Origin of the sequence: Pseudohalioglobus sediminis (assembly GCF_008370495.1) — a bacterium.
Classification (GTDB): domain Bacteria; phylum Pseudomonadota; class Gammaproteobacteria; order Pseudomonadales; family Halieaceae; genus Halioglobus.
Genome location: NZ_VTUX01000003.1, coordinates 17,442 through 36,246, shown reverse-complemented (window position 1 = coordinate 36,246; position 18,805 = coordinate 17,442). Strand labels below are relative to the sequence as shown.

Here is an 18,805-nt window from a genome sequence, read left to right as displayed (position 1 = left end):
AGAGCACCGACTATGAGCATGAAAACACTGAGTACCGCAGTATCCCTGGCCGTAACCACTGTCGCAGGTTTGTCGACCTCAGCTTCTGCGTTCGCAGCCGATGGGGCGCTGGAAGAAATTGTGGTGACGGCGCGTAAGCGCGAGGAGAGCATGCAGAATGTGGGGCTGGCTGTCAGCGCTTTGAGTAAAACTGAGATTGAGCGCGCCTTCGCCCGCGACATCACTGACCTGGCAAGTGTTTCGCCCAACCTGATAATTGATGATACGGCGCAGGGTCCTGGTGGTGTCGCGGCGATTTTCATCCGCGGTATCGGGGTCGCGGATGTTGAGAAGAACTTCGACCCGGCTGTGGGTGTGGTGGTCGATGGCATATTCATCGGCGCCAATGCGGGCTCGCTGCTGCGCAGCATTGACCTGGCCAGCATTGAAGTCCTGCGTGGTCCGCAGGGCACGCTCTTCGGCCGCAACACGATTGGTGGTCTGATCAACGTCACCACGACCCAGCCCACCGGAGAACTTGGCGCCAAGGTGCGTGTGGGCGCGGAGAATTACGACACCTGGTACGCGGATGGTATTTTCAACTTCGGCATTGGTGAGGATTTCGCCGCCAAGATCAGCCTGGCCAAGCGCGACCAGCAGGAAGGTTATTACGATAACGTCACCCTCAACCGGGATGCAGGACGTAACGATTACCAGTCCTACGGTATCAACCTGCTGTGGGAGCCTACCAATGACCTGGCGTTTGAATATACCTACAAAAAAGAGGAAACGGAGCAGGACACGCCACCCCTGCTGAACACTGCACAGCAGCGCCACGCTTTCTGCTCGGGCTTCGGCTACTGCTCGCCTTCACTGGACAAGCCGATTACCGGCGACCGTCGCGAGATCGCGCAAGTCGGCTATCGTCCTGCGGGTAAGCTGGCGGACCGTAACAACCCCTTCGTGGTGCTGAACCCGGACCAGCTGGCCCGTGTGCCAATGGAAGCGACGTTTGATACCGATGCGCATACCTTTGAAGTGCGCTGGGATATCAATGCCAATATGCGTCTGGACTACCTGTATGGCAGCTGGGAGTCGGAGGAAACCATTCTCTCCAACTGGGATGGCACGCCGGAACTGCTTTACGGCACCGACCGGCCGGCGGACTACGAGCAGGACAGTCACGAGTTACGTCTCACCTATGACGCGCGCGGCAACCTGACGTTCGTTGCCGGGGCCTACCTGTGGAACTCTGAGTACTCGATCGACCTCAACAGTTATATCGGCTTCAACCCCGACTTCCCCGGCCAGTTCCTGGATCTGTACCAGTTCTCCAGCCAGGAAACCGATTCCAGTGCGTTGTTTTTCGAAGCCGACTACAAACTCACGGATGCCCTGTCGGTTACCCTGGGAGGCCGTTATACCAAGGATGAAAAAGAAAGCCGGCAGTACGGCCTGGTCAATACCATCAGCGGCGAGTTCAATGATCACCCTGACGAAGAGTGGAGTGAGTTCACGCCACGCGTCGGCCTGACCTATAACTTCAGCGATGACGTGATGTTGTTTGCAACCTACTCGAACGGTTTCCGCAGCGGCGGCTTCAATGGCCGGGTGGCAAACCTGGTCGAGGCCCGCGAAGCCTACGACCCGGAAACCGTGGATAACTATGAGTTCGGGATCAAGTCGGAGTGGATGGATAACCGCCTGCGCGTCAACGCCAACATCTTCTACCTCGAGTATGACGACAAGCAGGAAGAACTGCAGCTGCCCGACAACAATGACACCGGCCAGAAGACCGTGGTCACCAACGCCGCCAGCGCCACGCTGCAGGGTATTGAACTGGATATCCAGGCCTTTATCGGTGACGGCCTCAGCCTGCGCGCCAATCTCGGCTATCTTGATTCGGAGTACGATGACTTCCAGTACACTGACCTCGACGGCGGTATCGTGGACCTTTCCGGTCTGGATTTCCGGCGCGCACCGGACCTTACCGGCACACTGGACGCTACCTATGAGTGGGATATGGCGGGCGGTACAGCCTGGGTGCGTGGCGCCTACCACTACATCGGTGAGCACTTTGTGAACGTGACCAACGTGCCGGAACTGGAGAACGACGCCCAGAACCTGATCGATGCGTCCGTGAACTATGCCATCAACGGATTTACCTTCAGCCTGTTCGGCCGCAACCTGACCGACGAGGATGGCTACATCCACGGCTATGACGTCGCCGGCCTGTGGTCCTATGCCGCCACGCGCCCGCCGCGCACCTACGGCTTCGAGGTGATCTACGATTTCGGTAACTGAAGCGGGGAGTGATCTGGATGGCAATGGACGATTTGCAGCAACTGCTGGCCAAGCAGGCGATCACCGAGGTGATCGTCCGCTATGCCCGCGCTATCGACCGCATGGATGAAGCACTGTTGCGCAGTGTTTTCCATCCCGGCTCGCGGCACCGTCACTTCTACGAGGGCCCCTCGTCCGATCCCGATGCACCTGCGTCGGCAGGGCAGCCAGGGGACTTTGTCGCTTTCGCTTTCGATGTTCTGGGTACTGCCACGCGCACGCACCATCAGCTCGGTAATACCCTTATCGAATTTGACGGTGACCACAGCGCGCGGTCGGAAACCTACTTTACGGCTTTTCACCGGCTCAGGCCGGTGGGCGATCCGCTCGCCGGCGCTGCCGCTTTTGATACGGAAATGGACTACTTCGTGGGCGGGCGCTATCTCGACGAGTTCGCCCTGCGTGACGGTGAGTGGAGGATCGTCTCACGCACCGGCATGACCGACTGGACGCGCATGGAGCCGCCCGCTTCGCAGGGCTTCTACGATATTGATCCCGAGACGATTGGCCGCAGGGCGCCAGAGGACCTGCTCTATTGCCAGCGCGGCGACTGAGACGCTGGCGGCCATAGCTTCGTCTTGCAACCAGACTAATGAAATAGAGGAGCGTACGCATGCGTCTTGCCGGTAAGACAGCATTGATCACGGGTGCGGCCAGCGGCCTTGGTGCCGCGGCAGTGGAACGCCTGAGCCGCGAAGGCTGTCGCATCTGTCTCGGTGACATCCAGGAAGAGGAGGGCAGGGCCCTGGCTTCCACTCTGGGCGACAACGGTTTTTTCTCTCGCTGCGACGTGACCCGCGAGGAGGATCTGGCCACGGCAGTTGACGCCACGGTGGAGCGTTACGGGCAACTCGATATCCTGTTTCACAGCGCCGGTATCGTCGGTGCAGTGGGGCCGCTGGCGACCACGCCGGGGGAGGAGTGGCGCTTCAGTATCGACGTATTGCTCAATGGCACCTTCTACGCGATGAAGCATGCCGCGCGAGTGATGGCGCCCCAGGGCAGTGGCTCCATTATCACCATGGCCAGCACTGCCGGGGTCATGGGTGGGCTCGGTCCGCATGCCTACGCCGCAGCCAAGCACGGTGTGGTGGGTCTCACCAAGAACGTGGCCGCAGAGCTGGCCCGTCATGGTGTGCGCGTCAACAGTATTGCTGCTGCCAGCATGGCGACACCGATGGTGGCAAACGTCATGACCGGTGATCCCGGTGATATCGAGGGTGCCAAGGCGCAACTGGCAGAACTGTCACCGCTGCGCGGGCGTCCCGGACTTGCGGAGGACGTGGCCAACGCGGTGCTCTGGCTGGCCAGCGACGAATCCGGTTACACCACCGGTCATACGCTGACCACCGATGCCGGCATTACTGTGGGTGCGACGCCGGCGGGACCGGCGTTTGCGGAGTACAGCCCGATTATTCGGGAAGCGGGCAAGGCGGGCCTGGACACCTGAGTCAAGGTGCCTGGCAATTAAAGGCTGGGAGGTCGGCGACTTATCGCTAGCGCAATTATCCCGGCAGGACGGTCAGGTCCGTGCCGGGACCGGGCAGGGTGGCGCGCTCAGCCCGCCAGGCGGCGAAACTCCAGTTCGGGGAAACCATCGTTCACTGACTCGCGCAGCTTGTCGTAGTAGACGTTGGCGCCGCCGAAATAAATCAGCACCCGTGGTTTGTGGTTCTCGATGTTGGCTCCCATCATCCAGGAATTTACCTTGTCACCCTCTGCCATGAGGGTCTGTTCATGCACTTCAGAAACATGGGCGGACCATTCATCCTCCGCGTCCTGCCGGGGCTCGAACAGGTCGTAACCATCACCTTCCATTTTCTTGATGCAATCAGCGATCCACATCGCGTTCTGCTCAATCGAAGTCGGCAGGTTGGCGAAGGGCGCCTGGGGGCCAGTGATGATGAACAGGTTGGGGAAATCGGCAACGCAGACACCCATGATGGAGTTGGAAGTCTCCTGCCACTTTTCCGCCAGCGACTGCCCGCTCTTGCCGCGGATGGGGAAGGCTTCCAGCGCGCCGGTGTAGGCACGGAAGCCGGTCGCGAGCACGATGATGTCGAACTCGTAATCGTTCTCGGTAGTGCGCACACCGGTCTCCGTGATCTCGACGATGGGTTCACGGTCCTTGATGTCGACCAGGTGCACATTATCGCGATTGAAGGACTCCAGATAACCATGGTCCAGCGGCGGGCGCTTGGCAAAGAGGGGATAGTCGTCCGTGGATGGCGTTAGCAGCTCCGCGATCTCGGGGTCGTCGATACGCTCTTTCATCTTGTCGATGATGAACTGTGACGCGGCCTTGTTGGCGTCGGGGTTGGACAGCAGGTCATCGAAGGTCTCAAACACCCAGCGGAAACTGCCGGTCCAGTTCTCTTCAAAGATACGCTGCGCATCTTCCGGCGCTGTATCGGCATAATTGCGCCCAACCGGGCTGTCGAAGGCCATGCCGAAAACATGGTTGCGACACTTGGCCACGATGTCGTCGTAGTGTGACTTGATATCTGCTTCCCACTCCGGCGTCATCGGCTTCTGCATTGCCGGCAGGATGAAATTGGGCGTGCGCTGGAACACGGTGACGCTCTCGGCGGTCTCGGCCATCACTGGCGTCATCTGCACAGTGGTGGCGCCCGCACCGATGATACCCACGCGCTTGCCGGCATAGTCCAGGCCTTCCTGCGGCCAGCGCGAGGAGTGAAACAGCGGCCCCTTGAAAGTGTCCATGCCCTTGATCTTCGGGATGACGGGCTCTGAAATCATGCCCATACCGCTGATGAAGTACTTGCAGGTGTGGGTCTTGCCATCGCCGGTGGTAACCAGCCACAGGCCGGTGTCATTCTGGTAATCGGCGCTGACGACTTCGGTTTCCAGCTGGATGGACGGCCAGGCATCGATCTTATCCGCCACAAAGTGCATGTAGCGATGGGTCTCTTCCCAGTCCGGGTAGCGACGCGTCCAGGACCATTCCTGCAACAGTTCCCTGGAGAAGGTCAGGCAGTAGTAGTAGCTCTCGCTATCGGTCATCGCACCCGGATAACGGTTCCAGGTCCAGGTGCCGCCGATATCGCTGGCCTTGTCGAACACGCGCACAGACTGGCCGGCTTCGCGCAAATAATGAATCAGCGCGAGCCCTGCAAAGCCTGCGCCTATTACAATGGAATCAAAATCGGGTTTCTGCTGAGCGGTCATTATCATTCTCCTCGTCTCAGGCCTGCTGCGGGCAGGCAGGTGCTTCAGTCGTTGGTATTCAGGTAGTGCCCATATTTTTCCAGCGCCTTGGCGCGCTGGGTTGGTGTGTGATAAGTGGGGAACATCCCCGGTGCTGCCTCGTAATCACGCAATACGGTGCGTGCCACGGTGATCTTGTGCACTTCGGTGGGGCCGTCTACCACGCCGAGTTCGGGAATGTCAGCCCACATATACATCAGCGGAATTTCATCCGACATGCCGAGGCTGCCGTGCAGGTGCATGGCGCGGTAGACCACTTCCTGCAGGACTTTGGGTGTCGCTGCCTTGATGGCGGCAATCTCCTTGCGTACCTCGCGGTTGTATTCCTTGTGCTTGTCGATCAGCCACGCTGTGTAGAGAACGTGCAGCCGGTACTGCAGGATCTGGGTGTAGCTGTCGGCGATTTTCTCCTGGGTAAACTGTTTCTGTGACAGCAGTTCGCCCTTGGTGGTCCTGCTCAGCGCCCGCTCACACATCATGTCCATGGCTTTCTTCAACTTGCCGACACTGCGCATGGCGTGGTGCACGCGGCCGCCACCGAGACGGGTCTGGGCGACCAGGAAGCCCTTGCCTTCTTCGCCCAGCAGGTTGTCGGCCGGCACGCGGCAATCGGTAAAACGAATGTAGCCGTGCACGCCGTCACCCTGCTCGACGTAGGGACCAACGGCAGAATTGCGCAGGATCTCCATCCCCGGCGTGCCCTTTTCAACCAGCACGATGGACGCGCCCTCATGGATGGGTACATCGGGGTTAGTGACCACCATGACCAGCAGGAACTCGGAGAAGCGCGCGTGGGAGGCGAACCATTTCTCGCCGTTAATGACCCACTCGTCACCATCGCGCACGGCGGTGCAGGTAAATTCCGCCGGGTCTGCGCCGGCCTGGGGTTCGGTCATGGAATAGCAGGAGGCAATCTTGCCATCCAGCAGCGGCTGCAGGTACTTCGCCTTCTGTTCCTCGGTGCCGAAGTGGGCCAGGATTTCAGCGTTACCGGAATCAGGTGCCTGGCAGCCGAACACCGAGGGGCCAAAACGACTGCGGCCCAGGATCTCGTTCATCAGCCCGAGTTTGACCTGGCCGTAACCTTCGCCGCCCAGTTCCGGACCGATGTGGCAGGCCCAGAGGCGCTTTTCCTTGACGATTTCCTTGAGCGGCGCCATGGCCCTGGCGGCGGGTGAATCCGGATCCCAGGGGTCTCCCGGGCCACGAAACACCAGGTCAAGAGGTTCTATCTCCTCGCGAGTAAAGGTATCAATCCAGTCGAGACTGGCCTGGAATTCGGGATCTGTTTCAAAACTCCAACTCACGGGTGCGCTCCTTTTTTGTTTACCGGCCGGAAACTCCGGTCTATACTTGCTAGACGCAAACAAGCATATTTTGAATAAAATTCAGAAACAAGTACATTTTGAATAAAGTTGCGGAGAAAATCCACTGATGCACAAAGAAAAGGTCTGGCTGATTACCGGGGCTTCCCGGGGCATCGGTTTGGCGCTGGCGCAGCGCGTCGCCCGCTCCGGCGACAGGGTGGCCCTGCTGGCCCGGGGCGAGAGCGTGCTCGCTGCTGCTGAGTCCATCGGCGAAAATGCCATGGCGGTGCGCGCTGACATAGCCGATGCCGAGGCTGTGAACGCGGCGGTGGCATCGATACTGGAGCGCTGGGGCGCAATCGACGTGGTAGTGAACAATGCCGGCCTGCACCGCGGGGGTAAAGTCGGGCGCCTGGCACTGGATGACTGGCAGGCCGTGCTCGACACCAATCTCACCGGTGCCCTGAATGTGATCAGCAGTGCCAGGGAAAGCCTCGGTGCCGGCGGCGCCATTGTCAACGTGGGCGCGGTTGTGGGCTTTCGCGGGTTTCCGGGCGATGCCGCCTACGCGGCGTCCAAGGCTGGCCTTGCCGGGTTGACGCGCGCCCTGGCGATTGAGCTGGCGAAGAAACAGATTCGCGTCAACCTGGTCATCCCCGGCCTGGTGTTGACCGAAATGACCGGCGGGCTTTCCGAGAAAGCGCTGGAATCCATGTGCCGTACGATTCCCATGGCGCGCTATGGTGAAGCAGAGGAAATTGCCGAGGTCATCGAGTGGGTTGCCCGGTCGCGTTACATGACCGGTGCCTTTGTGCCGGTGGACGGTGGCCTGCTGTCCAGCTTCGGAATGCCGGGATGAGCGCCACCGATAAAGCGTTTGCCAGCTGGGCGCAGTCCGAACTGGGCCTGCAGGACGCGCGCATCGATCGCGAACTCAGTGGTGGCAATTCCAACCTGACGCGCATGGTGTGCCACAGCGAAGGCCAGCTGGTCATGCGTTCTGCACCTGCCAATACCATTTCCCCCAAGGCCCATCTCGGCGTACAGCGGGAGGCGGCGTTTATGTCCGCGCTTGCGGGCCACGCCCCGGTGCCCTCTGTGTTGGCGTGGTGCGAGGACACCAGCGTGATCGGGCAGCCGTTTGCGCTGATCGAGTATATAGATGGTATAGCGCTGACGGAGGAGCTGCCCCCGACCTATGATCCGGGCAACGCGGTAAATCAACTGGGCCTGCAGTTGGCAGAGGCGCTGGGGAAAATAGCCTGCGCACCCTGGCAGGAACTGGGGCTGGCCGATATGGGGCGCCCGGAGAACTTTTTGCGCCGGCAAATAGAGCGCTGGCTGAAGGTCAGGCGCGAGCAGCCTACCAGGGACCTGCCTGATTTGCCGCGCCTCGGCGAGTGGCTGCTGGCCAACCTGCCTGAAGCAGGTCCGGTCGGTATCGTGCACGGGGACTATCACCTCGACAACACCCTGTGCCACCGCCAGCGGCCGGAGCTGCTGGCCGTCATCGATTGGGAGATGGGTACCATTGGCGACCCGCTGACGGACCTGGGGCTGTTGCTGATGTTCTGGGGGCCACGCAAGGTTTCGCCCCCGGGTTTTGCCCATGTCCAGGGACTGTCCCGGTGCGAGGGTGTTACGGGCCGCAGGGAACTGGCGCAGGCCTGGTCCCGCGCCAGCGGCCTGCCACTGCAAAACCTCGATTTTTACCTGTGCTTCGCGTTCTGGCGCCTCGCCGCTATTGTCGAGGGCGCGTACGGACTGTACCTGGCGGGGCGCGTTGATACGGACTACGCCAGGGGGCTGGAATACGATGTGCCGGCGCTTTTGCGTGAAGCGGCCATGGCAGCGGAAGGAGAATGGTAATGCAGGCAACGATGATGCATCGCCCGATGACGGTGCAAATGATTATGGAGCACGGCCGCGCGGTGTTCCCCGAATCCCGCGTCGGCACCTTTGATGGCCAGGCCATGTCCTATGCCAGCTATGCCGAGATTGCAGACAATGCCGCGCGCCTGGCGGCTGCATTGCAGGCGCTCGGCGTGGGGCATGGCGACCGCGTGGCCACCTTCAGCTGGAACAATACCGCGCACCTGGAGGCCTACCTCGCGGTGCCCTCGATGGGCGCGATCATGCACACGGTCAATATCCGCCTGTCGCCAGAGCATATCGCCTACATCATCAACCACGCCGGCGACCGGGTTGTGTTGCTGGATGCCAGCCTGATCGAGGTGTTTGCTCCCGTACTGCCCATGCTGGAATGCGTTGAGCACCTGCTGTTGATAGGGGAGGGTGAGCTGGCTACAGATATCGCCACCCTCGACTACCGCGCTCACCTCGCCGAACATGCGCCGCTACAGGAATGGCCCGAACTGGAAGAGACCGCCGCCGCGGCCATCTGTTACACCAGCGGCACAACCGGCAATCCCAAGGGTGTGGTGTACAGCCACCGCACCACGTTCGTGCACTCGCTGGCATCCCGTGCCACCGATACCTTCGGCATCAGCGAGGCCGACCGCATCCTGCTGCTTCCCGCAATGTTCCATGCCAACGCCTGGGGTTTACCCTACAGTGGCTGGCTCAGTGGCAGCGACTTTATCCTTCCCGGGCCGCACCTGCAGCCCGATAGCATCAAACACATGATTGCACTGGAGCGGCCGACGTTCACCGCGACGGTCCCGACCATCCTCGGTGATTTGCTGCGCGCGGACGCGGCGGACCTGGATATGAGCAGTTTCCGTATGCTGGTGTGCGGCGGCTCGGCCGTACCACCCTCGATGATTGATGCGGCGAGGGAAAATTGGGGTGTGCCGGTGCTGCAGGGCTGGGGCATGACCGAGACCAGCCCGCTGTGCGCCTTGTCGCATCCTCCGCGCGACGCCTCAGGCGCCGCGGAGACCGAGTGGCGTGCCAAGAGCGGGAGGCCGGTGCCTGGCGTGCAGGTCCGTGTAGTCGCCGAGGATGGATCAGCACTGCCACACGACGGTGAGTCCGTCGGCGAGTTGCAGCTGAGGGGCCCCTGGATCACCGGGGGCTACTATCGCAACGAGTCACCTGACTCACTGAGCGCGGACGGCTGGTTGCGGACGGGTGACGTCGGGCATATTGACAGCCGGCACTTCGTGCAGCTGACGGATCGCACCAAGGACGTCATCAAGTCCGGTGGCGAGTGGATATCATCCGTTGACCTGGAAAATATTCTCACAGCGCATCCCGGTGTGCAGGAAGTTGCCGTGATTGCCACGCCGGATGCGCGTTGGCAGGAGCGGCCGCTGGTGATCGTCGTGGCGGCGCAGGCGGGAACTGATCCCGCGCAACTGCGAGAGTATCTGCGTGACAAGGTCGCGCGCTTCTGGTTGCCTGAGTACTGGAGTTTCGTGCAGGACATTCCCAAGACCAGTGTCGGCAAGATCGACAAAAAACGCCTGCGAGATATGAACGAGGCGGGCAATTTCAAAGTAGAGGTAGTAGAACGATGAGCGATCCCCAGGCCAGCACGCGCGGTACCGCGCGCATGACCCAGGCAGAGCGCACAGCACTGTCCGACCAGCGCATGTTCGATGCCGCTATTGAGCTGATCAATGAACGTGGCACGCAAAAAACCACGTTAAAGGAAATAGGTGAACGCGCGGGCTACAGTCGTGGTCTCGCCAACTACCGGTTTGGGTCGAAGGACGGCCTGATGATGGAGCTTTTTGAGCGTTTCGACGGCGCGTGGAAAAGCCATCTGGAAGACTACATCGGCGACGCCAGGGGGCTCGAGGCGCTCAAGCAGGCGGCCTGTGCGTTGCGCGACTTCCTGAAGAAAGAATCCAATTATATGCGTGCAATGTACCTGCTCTGGTACGAGTGCCTGGGGCATGACAGCGAGATGCGGCGCACGCTGGCACAACACCACGACGTGTATCGCGCGGATGCGCGGCGCTGGATAGAGCAGGGTATGGAAGCGGGCACAGTAAGCCCGAAAATCGATGCTGCGCAAACGGCTACACATTACTGTGCTTTCGTTTTCGGCATCGTCTACCAGTGGCTGGTCAATGCCGAGGCGCTTGACCTGGACGCCGTGTTCGACAGCTATATCGACAACACCATCGACAATCTGGCTAATCACTAACACCAATAGGGAGTCGGGCAATGAGCAATCTGGCAAGGGAAGACGGTAAGCAGGTTTATTACGAGGACTACGGCGCGGGTGATGCGGCAGTGGTACTGATCCATGGCTGGGGTACGACGGTGCGTGCCTGGGACTATACGCTGCCCGGCCTGGCCATGGCCGGGCACCGGGTTGTGCTGCTGGATCATCGCGGCTGCGGTCAATCCAGCAAGGACTTCGCCGACATGAGCATCGAGGCCATCGCCGGTGACGTGGTGGCATTGGTTGAACACCTGGGCCTGACCAGGGTGGTACTCAATGGCTGGTCACTGGGTGGGGCGGTGGCGGTAGCAGCAGCACAGGCCCTCGGCGCGCGTTGTTCCGGGCTGGTGCTGACCTGCGGGGCGACGCCCTGTTACCTGCAAAAAGCGGATTACCCCCACGGTGGTACAGATGAGGCCCTGGCGGAGACGGTCACCGCCATGGCGGCGGACAGGGTGAATTTTCTGGCTGCATTGTCCGCCGGTGTCTGCGCCAGCGAAGTAAGCCAACAGGTCACTGACTGGATGACGAATATGTTTCTGGAGTCCTCGCCGCAGGCGGCCAGCTCCCTGGCTGCGCTGGGGCCGCTGGACCAGCGCGACATCCTGCAATCGCTGACGGTGCCGGTACTCGGTTTTGTGGGTGCCCAGGATGCCGTGGTCGACCCGGCGGTCTGTCGCTCGGTGGCAGACTATGCCAGCGACGTCAGGCTGGTCGAGTGCGCCGGTTCGGGCCATGCGCCCTTTATCGAAGAAAGCGAACTGTACCTTGCGGAACTGCTGCAGTTCCTGGGTAGCAACCTGTAAGGAGAAAGCCTGTGAACGATGTGAACTACGGTCTGTGGTACGACTTTCGCAATCCGGTGCAATGGCAGCAGCCGTTTGAACAATTCTACGCCGAGCGACTGGCACAGATTGCCCGCGCCGAAGCGCTTGGCTTTGGCTCCTGCTGGCTTACAGAGCATCATTTCTGCGAGGATGGCTATACACCTTCGCCACTGCTGCTGGCCTCGGCAATTGCCGCGCGTACCGAGCGCATGCGCCTGGGTACCAACCTGATGTTGCTGCCACTGCACGATCCGGTGCGCGTGGCTGAAGATGCGGCCACGCTCTCACTGGTTAGCGGCGGGCGCTTTGATCTCGGGGTCGGGATCGGTTACCGACAGCTTGAATTTGATCACTTTCAACGCAAGCTTTCGCACCGTCCCAGCCTGGTCGAGGAGGGCATCGAAATTCTTCGACGCAGCTGGAGCGGTAAACCGGTGAATTTCACCGGCAAGCGTTTCGAAGTGGGCGACCTGTGCGTGACACCGGTGCCGCAGACCACGCCGAAAGTGTATCTGGGCGGCATGGTCGAGCCGGCCATTCAGCGCGCAGCCCGTGTCGCCGATGGTTTTCTCTGCACCGGCGGTATCGGTATCGAACTGTACAACACGGCGCTGGAGCAGCAGGGCAAGTCAGTGCAGGACGGGGATGTGATTCTTGGCTGCTGGGCGATCATCGCCGAAGACCCCGAGGCGGAGGCGGCGAAGATTGGCGAGCACGTGCTCTACCAGGCCAATGAATATATCAAGTGGGGCGCGTTCGGCCCGCCCGGCAGTGTACCGCTGTACGACGACGCGGCAGCGGCGATAGAAAACGGCTTGTACCAGTTATGGGATGCGGATATGGCTGTGGCCGAACTCAACAAGCTGGTCAGGGACTACCCGAATATTCGCGACATACACTTCTGGGCCCAGTTCCCCGGCGAATCGGTAGAATCCGGCGACGCCAGGTTGCGTTATATCGCAGAGAAGGTGTTACCGCGCCTGGGGTAGATCAGCGCAGACCGCCCATTGTCAGCATGCTCTGCACAAACAGGCGGTGGGCGTCTTCAAGGTCGATGTCGTCGTCGAAGTAGACGGCGGAGCGCAGGCCTATCATCAGGCCGTAACCAATCTCGGCGGCGTCTTTGCTGTCGCCGATGATAATAGAGGGACAGGCTTCAAAGGTCTTGGCCAGGAAAGCCTTGCAGTGGGCGTCGAACTCGGCCTTGGTGACCTTGAGCACCTCGTCGTTCACGGCGGCGCCAAAACATTCCAGCATGAAGCCGATTTCCTTGACGGTGCCGGCTTCGCCCCGGAACCAGAAGTCAGCCAGTGAATGGATCTGCTGTTCCGGTTCCTGTTCGCTATAGGCACTGATCTTCTCCAGGAACCTCTCCGAGACATTCTCGAAGTACTGCTCGAGTATGGCTTCCTTGCCCTTGAAGTAATACAGCAGGTGGCTTGCAGACATGTCTGCGCCCTTGGCCACGTCGGCCAGCGTGGTCTTGACGTAACCCTGGGCGAGAATGCAATCGTGCAGCGACTTGAAGATACGGCGGCGACGCTGTTCTCCACGGCTGTTGCGCTGGTCGCTGCGTTGGGTGGTTTTTGTGGGCTTGGGCATGGCGCGCAACCTTATCACGAAGGCAGGGTGTTTAGCAGTTATACATCTAAACTTGAATTAAATTCAAGAAGCGCCTAGTATTCTCCCACAACAATAAATGAGGACGCTGTCATGGGAGTCGACGGACTGCGATTTGTGATCACCGGAGGAGCGGTGGGTATCGGCGCTGGAACAGCGCGATTGGCCGCTGCTCGCGGTGCCAGGGTGGTGGTGGCGGACCTGAATGACGACGCCGGGGAGGCCCTGGTGCAGGAGATTTGCGCCACTGGCCAGGAAGCGGTCTACCAGCACTGCGACGTCACCGACGAACAGCAGGTGCAGGCACTTATGCAGGCCGCTGCTGATGCCTTTGGCGGTATCGACATCCTGCACAATAATGCCGGCATCCATGAAAGTATGCTGACATCGCAGCTGTCACTTGAGGAGATGTCGCGCGATACCTTTGAGAAGGTGATGGGCGTGAATGTCACCGGGGTCTGGCTGGCTGCCAAGTACGCGCTGCCTTTTTTGAGAGAGAGTGACAACGCCTCTATCATCAACGCCGGTTCTACCAGTTCCCTGTCCGGATATCCGCAATGCCAGGCCTACGGAGCCAGTAAAGGTGCGGTGATGCAGTTGAGCAAGATGCTGGCGGTGGATCTGGCTGCGGATGGCATCAGGGTGAATTGTTATTGCCCGGGCTCGATTCACACCCAGATCGTTGACAAGTTTCTTGAGGCCTCACCCGATCCGCAGGCCATGCTCAATACCATGACACTCACGCACCTGGTGCCGCGCATGGGGCAGCCCGCAGACGTGGCCGAGTTGGTGTGTTTCCTCGCCAGCCCTGAATCGAAGTTTGTAAATGGTGCCGTGTGGACGATAGACGGAGGCTCGCTGGCCTGGCGGGGCACACTGGATATTCTCGGAATGGAGGCGCAGGCATGAAACTGGGAGTTGAAGCGAAGCTGGAGATACACGAACTGTTGAGCCGGGCTTCCTATGCCTATGACTCGCGGGACCTGGCGATGCTGGAAAGTTGTTTCGCCGAGGATGCGAGCCTGACCATGCGCATCGCAGGAGGTGACCTGGCCGGGCCGTTTGCCGGGCGGAAGGCAATCATGGAGCTGATGTCCGGTTCCATGGCAGCGCAGACCGATGTGCGCAGACATGTAGTCAGCAATATATTTTTCGAGGACAGCGAAGAGGGTGTCAGGGTCAATTCATTCCTGACACTCATTGCTACCGAAGACGCCAGTACCAGCCTGCTTACTACGGGCGTCTACCAGGATACGGTGGCGCGGGACGAAGCGGGCGACTGGCACCTGCTGGCCCGTCACATCGAACTGGACAATGCGTACTAAGTCCGTGAATATCGGATTCATCCCCGCAAAGACCGCCCGCCTCGAACCTGCCCGCGAGGCCCTGATCGACGTCCACAGCGGTCGCCGCATGACCTTCGGTGAGCTGGACGAGCGGGTGCGTCGCCTCGGTAATGCCCTGGTCGACCAGCTCGCGCTCGATAAAGGCGACAGGGTTGCCATCCTCTCGAAGAACTCGATCGAGTACATGGAGATCCTTTACGCTTGCGCCCGTGTCGGCATGATCGCCCAGCCCATCAACTGGCGCCTGGGTGCGGAAGAGATGGCGCGGGTCGTTGCCGACGGTGCGCCCGCGCTGGTAATAAGTTCCGGCGAATACGCCGAACAGGCGGCGCAATTAAAGCAGCGAGTGGAGGCCAGTCACTGGTTGAGTTTCGGCCCGGGCGGGGATGATTCCTACGACAGCCTGGTGGCCGCATCTGCGAGTCACGAGCCCGCGCTGTCCTCCAGTGTTGGTAATGATGACCCCACATTAATTCTCTACACCGGGGGTACGACCGGTGAGTCCAAGGGCGCGCTGCACACCCACCGAACCCTGTTCATGGGCATGCTGAACCAGACCGTGGCAGAGCGGGTGGTGCCATCCGATGTGTACATGCTCACCGGGCAGATGTTCCATATACCCGTGGCCCTGGGGATGAATTACCACGCCCATGGCTGCCCCATGGTGCTGATCAACTTCGATGCGCGACTTGCACTGGAGACTATCGAGCGCGAGCGCGTATCGGCTTTTCTTGGCATTACCACCATGCTGAACTGGATGATGGCGGACGAGAAATTCGACAGCTTTGACCTGAGCAGCTTGCGCAATATCCAGTACGGTGGCGGCCCGATGCCGCACAGTGTGGTGGCACGGGCGCTGGAAGCCTTCCCCTGTACGATCATCCAGGGCTACGGCCAGACGGAAGGCATGACCATGAGTTTCCTGTCGCAGGAAGACCATATTCGCGCCCTCGCCGGAGAGCATCCTGAGCGGCTGGGATCCTGTGGCCGGGAGGGTTTCATCACTGAAATCCGGCTCGCGGATACAGACGGCAACACGGTGCCACGCGACGGCAAGACCCCGGGCGAAATCCTGGTGCGCTCGGAAGCGAATATGGTGGGCTACTGGCAGCGCCCTGAACTGACAGCCCAGACCCTTCGCGATGGCTGGATGTGGACCGGTGATATCGCGGTGTGGGACGAGGACGGTTACATTTTTATCGTTGACCGTGCCAAGGACATGATTATTTCCGGTGGCGAAAACATCTTCAGTACCCAGGTGGAAGCGGCCATTCACCAGCACCCCGGGGTTCTTGAGTCGGCGGTTTTCGGTATTCCGGATGATGAGTGGGGCGAGTCGGTGAAGGCCGTGGTGGTGATGAAGCCCGGCGAGACAGCTACCGAACAGGAAATTATCGACACGGCTGCCAGGCACCTTGCCTCATACCAGAAGCCTAAATCGGTGGACTTTGTCGACAGTCTGCCCAAGGCCCCGACAGGAAAAATCCTCAAGCGTCAGTTGCGCGATGTGTACTGGCAAAAGGCGGGAAAACACATATGAGCCTACTTTCTCCTGAACTGTTGCAGAATATCGGTCGCCAGAGTGAGCCCAGGCGCGAACTGGTTACGCGCCGGGATATACGCAAGTACGCGGTAGCGACCGGCAATCGCCAGCGTAAGTATCTCGATGGCGACCAGGCGCCGCCAATGTTCCACGTGCCCCTGTTCTGGGATGTTGTCGAGCTCGACGAATTGTCGCCGGACGGGGTCTCCATCGATACGCTGCTGCCGAAATTCCCGCTGGAAAAGGCCATGGCCGGTGGTCTCGAGATTGAATACCACAAACCGATCCATCCCGGTGACTGGCTAACCGCCACGCGCACCCTGACAGACATCTATGAAAAGTCGGGCCGCTCCGGGCCGTTGATATTTTACGAGGTGGTGATGGATGTGGTGGATGACGCTGAGCAACTGGTTATTCGGGAAAAGACCACGAGGATATTGCGATGAAAGCTGCTGCGGCCAAGAGCCGGTTCGGCGCGCTGAAAATCGGCGATGAGCTGCCACAGCGCCAGTTCGAATGCGGCAATGTGCAATTGATGCTGTACAACGCGGCACTGTGGAACGGCCACCGTATTCATTTTGACGAACCCTATGCGCGCGATGTTGAAGGCTACCCCGGCCTGGTGATTGCGGGTCCGCTGCTCGGCGACTGGCTGCACCAGTGTGTCGAAGAGTGGTTGGGCGATGACGGACGTATTGTGTCTATCGATTATTCCAACAGGGTGGCCACCTACGTGGGTGAGGTATTGACCTCGGGCGGCAAGGTCACCGCGATCCACCCTGAGGCAGGCGAAGCCGAGGTGGAAGTGTTTATCAGTAATGCCGAGGGCGCCGTAGTGACGCCGGGCAAAGTGGTGGTGCGTTTTGGCGAATCCTGGTGAAGCCCTGCGCGGCAAGGTTGCCATCGTAGGCGCCGCTGATACCGAGGTGGGTGTGTTGCCCGGGCGCACGCCGATGGAACTGTGTGTGGAGGCGGCACTGGCGGCGATAGAGGATGCCGGTCTCAAGCGCACCGATGTCGACGGTTTGTTGACCTGCAATGCCATGGCGCAGCCACTGATGTATCACGCCGAGGCGATGGCCGAATATATGCAGATTTTTCCGCGCTACTGCCTGTCGGTGGGAGCGGGAGGCGGTACCACGTTTTCCGTGGTGCACCACGCCGCTTCAGCGATCGTCACCGGCATGGCGGATGTGGTGGTAATTGCCATGGGCGATTCCCTGCGCAGCAGCCTGACCAGAGACCAGGCGATGCAGGTGCAGGCATCCACCGGTCACCCGCAGTTTGAGCAGCCCTATGGTGCGACCGTGCCGGCCTACTATGCATTGATTGCACAGGCGCACATGGCAGAGTATGGCACCACGCCCGAACAGTTGGCCGGTATTGCTGTGGCCTGCCGTCAGCATGCCGCGAGAAATCCCGCGGCACAGATGCGTGAACTGATTACCGTCGAGGATGTACTGGCTTCGCGCCTGATTGCAGATCCGCTGCACCTGCTGGACTGCTCGCTGGTGTCCGATGGCGGCTCAGCCATCGTCCTGTGCAGCGCGGAGCGTGCCGCCGACCTGCGTCACGACCCGGTTTACCTGCTGGGTGCGGGAGAAGGGCATACACACGAGCACATCAGCGCCGCGCACAGCCTGACCACCTCCGCCGCTCGCGAGGCGGGCCAGCGTGCCTACGCCATGGCCGGGCTGCAACCAACAGATATGGATTTTGCACAGCTTTACGATTGCTTTACACCCACCGTGCTGGTGGAACTGGAGGACCTCGGCTTCTGCGACAAGGGGGAGGGGGGTGCCTTCGTCGACAGCGGCGCGTTGGGGCCCGGGGGCGCGCTCCCGGTGAACACGCACGGTGGTCTGTTATCGCACTGTCACCCCGGCAACCCGGGTTCGATGTTTGCCCTGACAGAGTCTGTGTGGCAGCTGCGCCACGCGGCCGGAGAGCGCCAGGTTGAGAATGCCCGTTGCGGCCTCGTGCATGCCCAGGGCGGAATCATGTCCTCACATACCGCACTGATCTTGTCCCGGGAGGTAGCCTGAGATGACAGCATCGCAACCAGCCAAAATCACGCCGACTTCGACAGCACTTGCAGAAGCCTATTGGGAAGGCTGCCGGCAGGGTGAACTGCGCCTGCAGCAGTGCGACAGCTGTGAGCGCCACCAGTTTTATCCCAGGGTGCTGTGTACGCACTGCGGCGGTGACGCCTTGTCCTGGCGCGCCGTTTCAGGGCGCGGTCTGGTGGCGAGCTTTACGGTGGTACGCCGCGGCATATCGAAGGCCTACCCGGCACCGTATGTGGTGGCCCTCATTGATTTGGAGGAGGGCCCGAGGATGATGAGTAACATCATCGTGGATGACCCGCAGCAGGTTGCCGTGGGCAGCGCTGTGTCAGTGACATTTCAGCCCTGGGGTGGAGATCACGTGTTGCCCGTGTTCGAGCTGGCCAGGGTAGATTCGTAGCAGGAGGA

General features: G+C 60.4%; 19 protein-coding genes. 16 read left to right on the top strand and 3 right to left on the bottom strand.

Features of this window, described 5'->3' with window-relative positions; all coding sequences use genetic code 11:
• Positions 1-12 precede the first annotated feature (12 nt).
• Genes F0M18_RS06795 through F0M18_RS06785 form a run of 3 tightly spaced genes read left to right on the top strand, consistent with a single transcriptional unit; the run spans position 13 to position 3,772 of the window.
• Positions 13-2,283 (top strand): TonB-dependent receptor, encoded by a 2,271-nt coding sequence (locus tag F0M18_RS06795; protein ID WP_149610671.1) that lies wholly within the window; start codon positions 13-15, stop codon positions 2,281-2,283.
• Positions 2,284-2,300: 17 nt separating this feature from the next.
• Positions 2,301-2,876 carry a nuclear transport factor 2 family protein gene (locus tag F0M18_RS06790; RefSeq protein ID WP_149610670.1) on the top strand — a complete coding sequence of 192 codons (576 nt, stop codon included), beginning with the start codon at positions 2,301-2,303 and terminating at the stop codon, positions 2,874-2,876.
• Positions 2,877-2,935: 59 nt separating this feature from the next.
• Complete coding sequence (locus F0M18_RS06785; protein ID WP_149610669.1) at positions 2,936-3,772, top strand: SDR family oxidoreductase; 837 nt, start codon at positions 2,936-2,938, stop codon at positions 3,770-3,772.
• Positions 3,773-3,879: 107 nt separating this feature from the next.
• On the opposite strand, the gene F0M18_RS06780 is transcribed toward F0M18_RS06785, so the two are convergent.
• On the bottom strand, positions 3,880-5,511 hold the full coding sequence (locus tag F0M18_RS06780; protein ID WP_149610668.1) for a flavin-containing monooxygenase: 1,632 nt from the start codon (positions 5,509-5,511) through the stop codon (positions 3,880-3,882).
• A 44-nt stretch (positions 5,512-5,555) separates the two neighbouring features.
• Positions 5,556-6,857, bottom strand: coding sequence for an acyl-CoA dehydrogenase family protein (locus F0M18_RS06775; protein ID WP_149610667.1), 1,302 nt, complete (start codon positions 6,855-6,857; stop codon positions 5,556-5,558).
• Between the two features lie 127 nt (positions 6,858-6,984).
• Between F0M18_RS06775 and F0M18_RS06770 the strand changes: the two genes are divergently transcribed.
• From F0M18_RS06770 to F0M18_RS06745, 6 genes are read left to right on the top strand one after another with little or no spacing between them, the layout of a single operon-like run.
• Positions 6,985-7,716 carry an SDR family oxidoreductase gene (locus F0M18_RS06770; RefSeq protein WP_149610666.1) on the top strand — a complete coding sequence of 244 codons (732 nt, stop codon included), beginning with the start codon at positions 6,985-6,987 and terminating at the stop codon, positions 7,714-7,716.
• Positions 7,713-8,726 (top strand): phosphotransferase family protein, encoded by a 1,014-nt coding sequence (locus F0M18_RS06765; protein ID WP_149610665.1) that lies wholly within the window; start codon positions 7,713-7,715, stop codon positions 8,724-8,726. Before F0M18_RS06770 ends, F0M18_RS06765 begins: the two co-directional genes overlap by 4 nt.
• Positions 8,726-10,339, top strand: coding sequence for a long-chain fatty acid--CoA ligase (locus F0M18_RS06760; protein WP_149610664.1), 1,614 nt, complete (start codon positions 8,726-8,728; stop codon positions 10,337-10,339). Before F0M18_RS06765 ends, F0M18_RS06760 begins: the two co-directional genes overlap by 1 nt.
• The gene (locus tag F0M18_RS06755) at positions 10,336-10,974 is read left to right on the top strand and encodes a TetR/AcrR family transcriptional regulator (protein WP_149610663.1); all 639 of its coding nucleotides are present in this window, start codon (positions 10,336-10,338) and stop codon (positions 10,972-10,974) included. The genes F0M18_RS06760 and F0M18_RS06755 overlap by 4 nt, the downstream gene beginning before the upstream one ends.
• 20 nt (positions 10,975-10,994) lie before the next feature.
• On the top strand, positions 10,995-11,801 hold the full coding sequence (locus tag F0M18_RS06750) for an alpha/beta fold hydrolase (protein ID WP_149610662.1): 807 nt from the start codon (positions 10,995-10,997) through the stop codon (positions 11,799-11,801).
• Between the two features lie 11 nt (positions 11,802-11,812).
• On the top strand, positions 11,813-12,811 hold the full coding sequence (locus F0M18_RS06745; protein WP_149610661.1) for an LLM class flavin-dependent oxidoreductase: 999 nt from the start codon (positions 11,813-11,815) through the stop codon (positions 12,809-12,811).
• A 1-nt stretch (position 12,812) separates the two neighbouring features.
• Here F0M18_RS06745 and F0M18_RS06740 read toward each other — a convergent pair whose 3' ends face one another.
• Positions 12,813-13,424, bottom strand: coding sequence for a TetR/AcrR family transcriptional regulator (locus F0M18_RS06740; protein WP_149610660.1), 612 nt, complete (start codon positions 13,422-13,424; stop codon positions 12,813-12,815).
• Between the two features lie 111 nt (positions 13,425-13,535).
• Between F0M18_RS06740 and F0M18_RS06735 the strand changes: the two genes are divergently transcribed.
• Genes F0M18_RS06735 through F0M18_RS06705 form a run of 7 tightly spaced genes read left to right on the top strand, consistent with a single transcriptional unit; the run spans position 13,536 to position 18,797 of the window.
• Entirely contained in the window at positions 13,536-14,351 is an 816-nt protein-coding gene (locus F0M18_RS06735; protein WP_149610659.1) for an SDR family NAD(P)-dependent oxidoreductase, read from the top strand.
• Positions 14,348-14,767: a nuclear transport factor 2 family protein gene (locus F0M18_RS06730; protein ID WP_149610658.1), complete on the top strand. Its 420-nt coding sequence runs from the start codon at positions 14,348-14,350 to the stop codon at positions 14,765-14,767. The genes F0M18_RS06735 and F0M18_RS06730 overlap by 4 nt, the downstream gene beginning before the upstream one ends.
• Positions 14,757-16,328: an AMP-binding protein gene (locus F0M18_RS06725; RefSeq protein WP_149610657.1), complete on the top strand. Its 1,572-nt coding sequence runs from the start codon at positions 14,757-14,759 to the stop codon at positions 16,326-16,328. Before F0M18_RS06730 ends, F0M18_RS06725 begins: the two co-directional genes overlap by 11 nt.
• Positions 16,325-16,777, top strand: a complete 453-nt coding sequence (locus F0M18_RS06720; protein ID WP_149610656.1) for an FAS1-like dehydratase domain-containing protein — start codon at positions 16,325-16,327, stop codon at positions 16,775-16,777. The genes F0M18_RS06725 and F0M18_RS06720 overlap by 4 nt, the downstream gene beginning before the upstream one ends.
• Entirely contained in the window at positions 16,774-17,211 is a 438-nt protein-coding gene (locus F0M18_RS06715) for a hotdog family protein (protein WP_149610655.1), read from the top strand. Before F0M18_RS06720 ends, F0M18_RS06715 begins: the two co-directional genes overlap by 4 nt.
• Positions 17,195-18,376 carry a thiolase C-terminal domain-containing protein gene (locus F0M18_RS06710; protein ID WP_262500861.1) on the top strand — a complete coding sequence of 394 codons (1,182 nt, stop codon included), beginning with the start codon at positions 17,195-17,197 and terminating at the stop codon, positions 18,374-18,376. The genes F0M18_RS06715 and F0M18_RS06710 overlap by 17 nt, the downstream gene beginning before the upstream one ends.
• A 1-nt stretch (position 18,377) precedes the next feature.
• Entirely contained in the window at positions 18,378-18,797 is a 420-nt protein-coding gene (locus F0M18_RS06705) for a Zn-ribbon domain-containing OB-fold protein (RefSeq protein WP_149610654.1), read from the top strand.
• The last annotated feature ends 8 nt before the right edge of the window (positions 18,798-18,805 follow it).